The organism is Deferrivibrio sp., assembly GCF_055117995.1.
The window spans coordinates 23,446-33,766 of the sequence record NZ_JBSQOT010000022.1 but is presented as its reverse complement, the minus strand read 5'-3'; the positions used below and the strand labels follow the sequence as shown (position 1 = coordinate 33,766).

Genomic DNA, 10,321 nt, shown 5'->3' with positions numbered 1-10,321 from the left:
CTCCTTTTAAAAATTTATTTAATTATAATACATAAAAATTCTAAAAGCAAATATTTGATTATATATTCTTAAATATGGTCTGTTTATAACAGTAATTTTACATAAAGTTCTTGATATATTGTTTAAAATGAATTATCAGCAATAATATTTAAATTTATGGTTATAAAAATTTGACACCGTTCTATTTTGATGATATGGTGTGTTATAAAGATTTTATTTAATAATAAAGGTTGGAGAAGAGTTATGGTTTATAAACAAAATGTAAAGCTGGTACAGTCTGTATATCATGCATTGCAGCTTTTTGAGGTGTTTAGAACTGCTGAAAAAAAAGAAGAGTTTGGTGTTACCGAGCTCAGTAAAACACTTGGTTTGCATAAGAACAATGTGTTTAGACTACTTGCAACACTTGAGTCAAGAGGTTACATTGAGCAGAATAATTTTACTGAAAATTACAGACTTGGGATAGGAATTTTTAATCTCGGTCAAAAGTTTGTTAACAAACTTGGGCTTTTGAAACTGGCCAAGCCATTTATGGAAAAAATTGTGGCAGAGACAAATGAATCTGTTTATATAGGAATTTTGAGAGAAGGTGCTGTTATCTATCTTGATATTGTCGAGGCTGAGCAGACAGTGAGGATTGTATCAAGGGTTGGCAAAGATGCACCGGCATATTGTACGGCAATCGGTAAGATTCAGCTTGCGTATGCTTCGGAAGAGGAAATCAATAAAGTATACATGGGAGCAAGACTGAAAAAATACACTGAAAATACAATAACTTCTTTGCCAGAACTTAAAAAACATTTAAAGGTTGTGGCTGAAAAGGATTACGCATTTGACGATGAAGAATTTGAAGAGTCTGTGAGATGTATTGCCGTGCCAGTAAAGGATTATCTTGGTGTGCCTGTAGCTGCCCTTAGTGTTACGGGGCCAGCCTGCAGAATGGATTATGACAGAATGAATAATCAAATTCTTCCTGTGGCACAAAAATATGCAAGAGAGATATCAAAAAGACTTGGTTATCACGGATGATTTAATAAATTCTTTAGCTCTTTGATAGTTTTGTAAAGGGATATTCCGGCTATTCCGGAGTATCCCTTGTTTTTTATTTCATCGATGTTGTCCGGATTAATACCCCCAAGGGCGTAAATGTTTTTATTTATCCATGAAACATCCACTGCACCTATTGGCTTTACCTTGAAGTCTTTTTTAGTCTCAAACAAAGGGCTCAATGTAAAATAGTCAAAACATTCCATGCTTAAAATTTCATTTGTACTATGAGCGGAATAACCAAAGTCAAGCCACTTGAACTTTTTTTTCAATACCACAAGCTCATGGCAGTCTTTGTTTAAATGCACAGCGTTAAATTTCAACATTGAAGCGATATCAACCCTTTCTGAGAGTATAAGGTATTTGTCAGGCAAAAACGTCCTCAGATTTTTGGCGTAATAAAATATTTCATTTGCATCTATATTTTTGATGCGAAGCCATATTTTATCTGCAAAAGGGGAATATTGAAGGGCTGTTTCAAGAAGATTTTTTTTAAATGTATTGTAATCAAGAATAAAAATTATTTCTTTCATCTTTCGAAGAGTCTGTTAAATGCTGCCCTTACTACTTTTCTGGTAGACAAAAATTCATCTAACAATTTTTCTGCACCGTTTTGTTTGTAGCCAAAAAAAGTACTCAATTTGTTCAGTGTATCGGTATCATTGGGGAGTATGGAAGAAGACGAGTTTTTGTAAACCCTTATTAAATTTTCAAGATTTCTGAAAAATAAGTAGCTGTTGTGAAGTGCATAAAAATCTCTATTCTTGATGAGTCCAAGATTTTTAAGTTGATGCAGTACGGAGTGGGTATTTGGTTTTCTAATTTCAGGAAATTTATACCCCAGTTTGAGCTGAAGCATCTGCACGGCAAATTCTATATCCGTAAGTCCTCCATAGCCTGATTTTATATCATTTTTGTCAAGCAAGGAGCCTTTTTCTTTTTCAATCCTCATTCTCATTTCATAAATTTCATCTGCCTGTTCTTTAGTGATAGTGTTACCAAAAAGAACATTTGCCCTTATCTTTTTAAAACTTTCAGAAAGAGAAGATGTCTTATTTATAACGTTAGAACGAAGAAGAGCTTGCTTTTCCCACAACATAGCCTTGTTTTCCTGATAATCTTTAAAGGAGTCCAGTGTGGTGACCAGTGTTCCTGCTGAGCCGCTTGGTCTTAATCTCATATCAATTTTATAAAGATAGCCAAATACTGTCTGGGTACTTAAGTATGAAATGATTCTCTGAATAAGTTTGGAATAAAATTCCTGATTTGTGATAGACTTATCACCATCTGTAAACCCTTTCCCCTCATATAGGACAACAATGTCAAGGTCAGAGCCAAAGCTCATCTCTTCGCTGCCCAGTTTCCCCATTCCAATTATAAGAAAGTCGCAGAATTTGTTGTCAATAAGAGGCTTGCCATATTTGCTTTCTAAAATTTCAAATTCTCGTTTTATGGCAAGGCAAATTGCAGCCTTTGCAAGATTTGAAAGATTTTTCATGAGTTGAATTACATTTATATCTTTATTTATATATGCATAACCAATGTTGAATATCAGCTCCTGATGCATTTTACGTATAATTTCGTATTCAAATTCTATATCACCAGCCTGTTCGGCTATACTGTAAAACTGTCGGCACAATTCGTCAAACTTGTAATCGTAAGACTTGGGGTCATAAATATAATCCAGCACATTGTTGTTTCGGATTATTGTGCTGGAAAGATAAGGGCTGATGGAAAAAATATTGATTAGTTTTCTCAAAAAAGCCTGAGACTGGGAAAATATGTCATAAAACAGATAAATGGACGTTGGGTTTGAGAAAAATTTTTCAAAGTTTTGTAAAGTTTCATCCGGGTTGTTTATATCAGTCAACTCTTTGACAATTAGTGTCAAAATCTTTTTCAGAAGTTCTCTGTCTTTTGCTGAACGTTTTCGTCCACCTTTTCCATTGATAATCCTGTTAAGTATTTCCGCACAGGTTTCAGGTTTTTTTAGTCCCATTTCTTTTAAAAAATAGGAGATGTCTGACAGTTGAAGTTCCTCATCAAAGAGAAAAATTTCATTTTTTTCTTCAGACTCATCTTTTAGCAGGTTCTGGAAAATGTTGTTTACATTTTTCGTTATTTGACTGTATTTCTGTTCAAATTTTTTTGCATCATCAAAACCGCATCTAAGGAGGTAAAGGTGAAAGCTGTCGGAATTTTCAGGTACCACATGAGTCTGCAATTCCATCTCTATCTGTGCCATGTGTTCAAGCTTTCTTAAGAAATTATAACTTTCTTCCAGAATAGATATATCTGATTGCGAAAGTATATCTTTGGATTTTAATATTTCAAGTGAAGAGAGTGTATTGCGGTTAAATATATTATTGTCTTTTGGATAGTTTAGGATTTGTATGGTCTGGACTATAAATTCAATTTCTCTGATTCCACCAAAGCCAAGTTTTACATTTTTCCCCTGTTTTTTTAATTTTACCCTGCTGTTGATTTTAGATTTTATATTTATCAGGTCATCAATCAGTCTTGTATCAATACTTCTTCTAAACACGAATGGCTTTACTGTTTCAATGAATTCTTTGCCAAGCTTTACGCTTCCAGCTACCGGGAGGGCTTTGAGAAGCATCATTCTTTCCCAGCTTTGTCCAAAAGACTCGTAATATATTTCATAACTTCTTAAAGGTAAAGCGATGTCACCTATGTCACCGTCAGGCCTTAATCTCAAATCCACTCTGTAGACAATGCCATCTTCAGTTCTTTCGTTAAGATAATATTTTATTTTTTCACCTAATTTGCAGAAAAATTCGTGAACAGACAGTTTTGAGTCAGTAAGCTTCCCTTTTTCCGTTCTGTATACATAGATTATGTCTATATCAGAGCTAAAGTTGAGCTCCCAGCCACCAAATTTGCCAAGAGCAATTACTGAAAAATCTATTTCATTATTATTTTCATCAACCGGTGTTCCATAATCTTTTTTCATATGAAAAATTGCATATTCGTATGAAATTTCTGTTACGACTTTTGCAAATGAAGAAATATGTGCCGTTAAATCTTTTATAGGATATTCAAGGCACAAATCTTCAATAGCAATAAGGAGATATTCATAATATTTTGCTTTCCTTAAAAATTTTAAAAAATCAGTCTCACTTAAAAGTAAAAAGTCGGTTTTTCTAAAATCTTCATCTATCTCTTTTACTGACCTTCTTTTCATAAGATCTTCTATCAATGTTTCTTTATCTAACTTATTGTTATTAAAAAAAATTCTGAGAAAATTCGAATGAAGAAAAACATTTTGCAGGTAAGAATCAATATTTATTCTCAATGTGTCGGCAGATATATTGAAAAGCATGTCCCCTCTCCATATTTACTGTTGACATCGATAAAACCTCCAAGCTCCTTAACAAGGATTTTTACCATGGTAAGCCCAAGCCCTGTGCCGGATTTTTCGTTTGTGGTAAAAAAAGGATCAAATATTTTATCGATTTTTTCACCACTTATACCTTTTCCGTTATCCTTGAAATCTATCTTTATAAAATCCATAAGTTTTATACTTGTTTTTTCAACAACAATTGAAATAAAAGCTTTTTCCGTATTTTTAAGTGCTTCGGCAGAGTTTTGCGCAAGGTTGATAAGTATCTGTTTCAACATCGTGGCAACAGTTTTTATTTCACAGCCTGATGCAAAATTAAGATATGAAATAGAGATATTTTCCGGCAAAATTTTTTCAATAAGCGAAACAGTTTCTTTGATGACCTGGTCAAGATTTATCTTTTCAAATTCTTTTTTTTGATTTTTTGAAAGTGTAAGTATATTTTTTATAAACTCGTTGGAATCATCTATCATTTGCTTTATCGTGTTGCAATGCAGGGCAACTTCTTCACTGTCTTTACTTCGCTTTATTAGAGAGATATATATGTTTATGTTTTGAAGCATATTTTTAAAATCATGACTTAATCCTGAAGTCAGTATTCCTATTGCGGCCTGATTTTGGGATGTATAAAGCTGTTTTTTTAATTCGCTAAGCTCAGTAACATCTAAAAATTGATATAAAGCAATATCATTACAATGAGACAGCAACACATTAAATCTTTTTCGCCCCCTGGAAGTGACTAATTTTATGTGTGTTGTGTCTTTATTTACATTAGGAATTGTGTCACCAAAAATATTTTTTGCCTCTATATTTGTATAGAGAATTTTATCGCTTTTATCTTTTAGTATTATCGGAATCTTTATATTGTCTGTAAAACTTAAGTAGATATGTTGCATCTTTTTGTTTTTAACTAACAAGTCGATTATTAAGACTGCAAGGGCAGTAAGCAGACTGGCTATTACTAATATCTTTGAAGTAATTGTAGCAAACATTAAATGAACTAAAACAAGGATTATGATTGAGACAGAAATTAAGTTTAAATTTATTCTCATAAAAGATTTTTAATTAAATAACTTAATCTTGTCAATTAGATTAATTTTAATAAAAGTGTCTCAATATTTTACTTGTCAAATTTTTTAAGGTTTATAAGTTGTTCGAGTAATTTGTTTATCTCTTCCAATTTAAAAGGCTTTTGAATTGATGAAACAAAGCCGTAATCGCAGGGATTTGCCATAATCGGATCATCACTGTACCCGCTTGAAACTACAGCCTGCACAAATTTGTCAATTTTTATTAACTCTGAAATTGTTTCCTTCCCCCCAAGACCACCTTTGATTGTTATATCTAAAATACATAAATCTATTTTCTCACCTTTTTCCAGATATTCTTTATAAATCTTGATTGCTTCTTCGCCGTTTTTTGCGCAGAATGTGTTATGACCTAAAATGTGCAAAAGTTCTGAAAGTGAATTTAAAATATCTTCTTCGTCATCCATTATCAAAATGTTTAGGACTTGACTGCCATCTTTCTTTATTTCAGGGGTATGATTGTCACATTTTTCAGCAGATGCTTCAATGGCTATGTAAAATCTTGTCCCCTTGCCTGGCTCTGATTCCACTATTATATCCCCATTATGTTTTTTTATTATATTGTATGCTATTGATAGCCCCAAGCCGTGCCCTTTTTCTTTGGTTGTGAAAAATGGCTCAAAAATTCGGTTCAAATTTTCTTCGCTTATTCCTTTGCCATTATCAGAAATGGTAACAAGGGCATAATATTTATTTTTAAGTTCATTGTTGTTAAATATACTTTTGGCTTTTTCCCCGGAAATATTTTCAATTGATATCTTTACAAGACCGTTTGATGGTGAGGCCTGTCTTGCATTTATAATAATATTTTCAATTACCTGACCTATTTGATTTTCATCACCAAGGCAGCAGAGCAAATCTTCACCACATTTAATTTCATATTTCAAACTTGAGCCGCTCAATGAAAAATCGGCAATGTTTTTAACAAGTTTTTCAATGTTAAAAAGTCTGATTACAGGCTCTCCACCTTTTGAAAATGTTAAAAGCTGAGTGGTAAGACTTTTTGCCCTTTCAAAGGAGCCAAATATTTTGCTTAGTATGGTTGAGGTCTTTTCATCAGGGCAACTAAGCCTCATAATTTCAAGATAGTTATAGATACCAGATAGTATATTATTGAAATCATGGGCAATTCCACCGGCAAGAATTCCTATTGATTCAAGCTGCTGGGCTCGCCTTAATTGTTCCTGTGTTTTTAAAGATTCAGTAATGTCTTTCATAACCCCAAATATATGTTTTTGCCCGGAGAAGGTGACAACAGTTGATTCATCAAGAAAGGTGGCATATGTACCATCTTTTCTTTTCAACCTGTATGTTATATTTGAATTTTTATTCTCTTTTAAAATTGTTTCAATATATTTTTCTACATTTTTTATGTCATCTTTGTGGTATATACTTTTAAAAAATTTGTAACTGCCACGGCCAAATTCTTCTTCGCTGTAGCCCAGAGTTTCTTCAATTGCTCCCGTTCTGAATATTTCATCAGTTTCAGTGTTGTAGTCGTAAACAATCTGTCCGCTGTTTTTTATAACTATTTCAAACTTTTTGTTTATATCTTTTAGCTTTTCTTCAATTTCCTTTCTTTTTGTTATTTCACCGGAAAGTATTTTATTTCTGTAAATAACAAATCCTATAAAAAGAAAGGTCATTGCAAATATTGTTATTGCAGAAAATATTTTATAAAAAAAGGCACCTCTCAGGGTACCGATTTCCGGAGATTTTACGTATCGTACTATATGAGCTATATGTTCTTTATTGTAAGCATCAAGGTTTATAAATACCAGCGAACAATACTCTTTTTCATCAGTGAGATTAATAACAAAAGACTTGTTCTTTTTATACCGGGCTTCAAGATTTTGGCTTATAATTTTGTAGGCATATTTATCTATAATTGTATTTGGCAGGTTTACATCCAGATAAAAGTCATTATCAGATGAAATCCTAAAAAATTTCTTTTTGAAAATTTCTTTATTAATTGCTGATAATGCTTTTTCATGATAAAGGACGGTAAATTCACTTTTGAGCTCTTTGGACATATATGCCAGAAATTTATCAATGGGGACAGATGTTTCAACACTGCCAATATATGTATTGTTATAAAAAAGAGGGAATATAAATCTGAAACCACCTTCATGTACTCCCACCTCATACCCTTCAATTGGCTTATGAGACTCAATTACTTCTTTTATTAGCGGTCTTATTGATGCAAGATAATCTCCATATTTTTCCGGTCTGTGCATTCTTAAAAAGCTGTACCCATCTTTGTCATGAAAGTGAATCTGTGAAAAACCTATACTTTGAAGTTTAGTGTAAATATTATCAAATTCTTTTTTAAGAGTATTTCTTATTTTCTCTGCATCCTGTTTAAGGTACATACCTTTATAAAGCAGAGCCAATATTTCTTCGTTTGTTATGTATCCTTCATAAAGAACAGCGCTTGTATTTTTAAACACACTGTATACACTGCCAAAACCGGTTTCAAATTCATCAATTAGCTTTGAGTTGTAATTTTTCAAAGTATCTTCATATGATTGTTTATCAACATAAATGTATGATGATATGATAAGCAATCCAATAAACAAAATGCTCAAAAATAAATTAAATAGAAACTTTTGCAAAGTTGCACACCCGACAATTAGTTAATACACATTAACATATTGTCAGGATAATGCCAAACACTTTTTAATTTTTTTCTATATCTAACTCATTAAATATTTCACTTAAGTGCGCAACTTTAACATTGATATTTTGCTTTTTCAACCCGCCGTCAATCTGCATGACACATCCCGGGCAGTCGGTGAGGAGAATATCGGCTTTTGTATCCTTTATGTTTTCTATTTTTTTATTTAATATCCCTGAAGAAATGCCGGGATATTCAACGGAAAATGACCCACCAAAACCGCAACAGACATTGCTATCCTTTAAGGGTATGAAATTTTCTCCGAATGTTTCCTTTAAAAAATCTTCCGGCACAAATCCTAAGCCTCTGCCCTGATGACATGGGGTATGATATGTAATCTTTTTATTATCATCATATTTAAGCCTGATGTTGTTTTTATTCAAAAAGTCTGCAAGTGACGTGACTTTATTTGCAATTTTCTCAGATTTTTTGAATTCGGATATATACTCGAGAGTGTATTTTTTAAAATCCTCTTTTATTGCCATTCCACAGCTTGGGCAAAGTACAAGAAACGCCTCATACTCTTCAGGGTTTCCCATATACTTTAAATTTTTTAAGATAGTTTTTTTGCCGCTTTTTCCGTCACCGGAGTGAATTGCTGGTAGCCCGCAACAGACCTGTGTATCAGGAATATCTACCTGAAATCCTGCCTTCTGGAGCAATTGAACCATTTTTGTGCCCATTTCAGGGAAAAAATATTCAACGGCACACCCCGGATAAAAGAAAACCTTTTTTGAAGAATTGAATTTATCAAAATTATTTTGCTTAAACATCTGGCTAAAAGTTTTTTCTTTTACAGAAGGAAGTTTTCTGAAATTATGCTCATCTGACAATATTGGCAGCTTGCCTATATTTTCCTTTGTTTCATCAAGAAGAGGTTTCTGAATAATGCTCGCAACTTTCATAGCAGACTTAAAAACGGATGGATTTTTTAATACGGCGGAATATACAAACTTTTTTGCAGGGTTAATTGAGTATTTTTGCCCCATATAAACATTCAGGTCGGAAATTATAGATTGCAGGTCAATTCCTGCCGGGCAGTTATATGAGCAGGCTTTGCAGCCGATACAAAGACTTAGAATCTCCTTCGCTTTCTTTTCATCGTGGAGCATTGATGTCAAAATAAGTCCAATTGCGCCTATATAGATATCTCCAAAAACATGCCCACCCACCATTTCATAAGCAGGGCATACGTTTGCACATGAGCCGCATCTTATACATTTAAGAGCATCTTTTAAAAAAGGGTGATCCAAAAAACTGAGCCTTCCGTTGTCCAGGAAGATGTAATATGTATGCTTTTTCCCTGTTTCACTCTTAAATGAAGGGTTTGAGCCTTTTATCCATGTCACGTATGTGCTTATGTTTTGACCGGTGGCGCTTTTGGGTAACAGCCTGATAATTTTCATTGCATCTGAAAAGTTTTTGACAAGCTTTTCATATCCCACCAGTACAATATGCACAGGAGGAACGGTTGAAGACAGTCTTGCGTTCCCTTCGTTTGTAACTATCCCTATGGTTCCAGAAGATGAAATTGCTATGTTTGCGCCTGTGATACCAACCTTGGCTTTAAAATAAAACTCTCTTAGATATTTTCTTGCAATTTTGACCATTTTGTTGATGTCATCCGGGTCAATTTTTTCGCCGGTATGCTTTTCGAAAACCTTTGCAACCTGTTGTCTTGTCTTGTGAATAGCGGGCATGACCATATGGGATGGGTGCTCCCCTGCAATTTGTAAAATCCATTCTCCAAGATCTGTTTCCACAGGTTTCAGCCCTTGCTTTTCAAGATAATCATTCAGTTTAATCTCTTCACTGGTCATGGATTTTGATTTTACTATGTATTCTGCACTATGTTTTTTGCATATATCTGCAATCAGTTTATTTGCTGAGGCTGCATCTTCGGCATGCAAAACAGTACAGCCTGATTTTTCTACATTTGACTTAAATTCTTCGAAAAGGGATAAAATTTCATCTTTGGTAAAGTCTTTAGATTTGTAAATGTCATGTCTTAGCTTGAAAAAGTCGAGGCCTGAAAGCGCATTTGCTCTGGAAACTTTATAGTTTTCCGCAAAGGTTTTAAGATTTGAATATAGAATTTTATCGTTAAGCTTTTCTTTTACTTTTGTTTTTATACTCATCACTGGC

The 10,321-nt window shown here is 33.4% G+C and carries 6 protein-coding genes; 1 reads left to right on the top strand and 5 read right to left on the bottom strand.

Translation table 11 applies throughout. The features are described from left to right. The first annotated feature begins 243 nt into the window (after positions 1 to 243). Positions 244 to 1,029, top strand: a complete 786-nt coding sequence (locus ACTCAF_RS07215; RefSeq protein ID WP_463062625.1) for an IclR family transcriptional regulator — start codon at positions 244 to 246, stop codon at positions 1,027 to 1,029. Here ACTCAF_RS07215 and ACTCAF_RS07210 read toward each other — a convergent pair. From ACTCAF_RS07210 to ldhH, 5 genes are all read right to left on the bottom strand, one after another. After that, the gene (locus tag ACTCAF_RS07210; RefSeq protein ID WP_463062624.1) at positions 1,020 to 1,580 is read right to left on the bottom strand and encodes a thiamine phosphate synthase; all 561 of its coding nucleotides are present in this window, start codon (positions 1,578 to 1,580) and stop codon (positions 1,020 to 1,022) included. The two genes, ACTCAF_RS07215 and ACTCAF_RS07210, sit on opposite strands and share 10 nt — an antisense overlap. Beyond that, positions 1,577 to 4,390 (bottom strand): bifunctional [glutamate--ammonia ligase]-adenylyl-L-tyrosine phosphorylase/[glutamate--ammonia-ligase] adenylyltransferase, encoded by a 2,814-nt coding sequence (gene glnE, locus ACTCAF_RS07205; protein WP_463062623.1) that lies wholly within the window; start codon positions 4,388 to 4,390, stop codon positions 1,577 to 1,579. Before glnE ends, ACTCAF_RS07210 begins: the two co-directional genes overlap by 4 nt. Further along, the gene (locus ACTCAF_RS07200) at positions 4,360 to 5,463 is read right to left on the bottom strand and encodes a two-component system sensor histidine kinase NtrB (RefSeq protein ID WP_463062622.1); all 1,104 of its coding nucleotides are present in this window, start codon (positions 5,461 to 5,463) and stop codon (positions 4,360 to 4,362) included. Before ACTCAF_RS07200 ends, glnE begins: the two co-directional genes overlap by 31 nt. A 68-nt stretch (positions 5,464 to 5,531) precedes the next feature. After that, positions 5,532 to 8,078 (bottom strand): ATP-binding protein, encoded by a 2,547-nt coding sequence (locus ACTCAF_RS07195; protein ID WP_463062621.1) that lies wholly within the window; start codon positions 8,076 to 8,078, stop codon positions 5,532 to 5,534. Positions 8,079 to 8,178: 100 nt separating this feature from the next. Then, on the bottom strand, positions 8,179 to 10,314 hold the full coding sequence (gene ldhH / locus ACTCAF_RS07190) for an L-lactate dehydrogenase (quinone) large subunit LdhH (RefSeq protein WP_463062620.1): 2,136 nt from the start codon (positions 10,312 to 10,314) through the stop codon (positions 8,179 to 8,181). Positions 10,315 to 10,321: the final 7 nt, after the last annotated feature.

Bases quoted from the DNA above. Each gene is read 5' to 3' on its own strand.
- ACTCAF_RS07215 (WP_463062625.1), top strand. From the start codon at position 244: ATGGTTTATAAACAAAATGTAAAGCTGGTACAGTCTGTATATCATGCA.
- ldhH (WP_463062620.1), bottom strand. From the start codon at position 10,314: ATGAGTATAAAAACAAAAGTAAAAGAAAAGCTTAACGATAAAATTCTA.
- ACTCAF_RS07200 (WP_463062622.1), bottom strand. From the start codon at position 5,463: ATGAGAATAAATTTAAACTTAATTTCTGTCTCAATCATAATCCTTGTT.
- ACTCAF_RS07210 (WP_463062624.1), bottom strand. From the start codon at position 1,580: ATGAAAGAAATAATTTTTATTCTTGATTACAATACATTTAAAAAAAAT.
- glnE (WP_463062623.1), bottom strand. From the start codon at position 4,390: ATGCTTTTCAATATATCTGCCGACACATTGAGAATAAATATTGATTCT.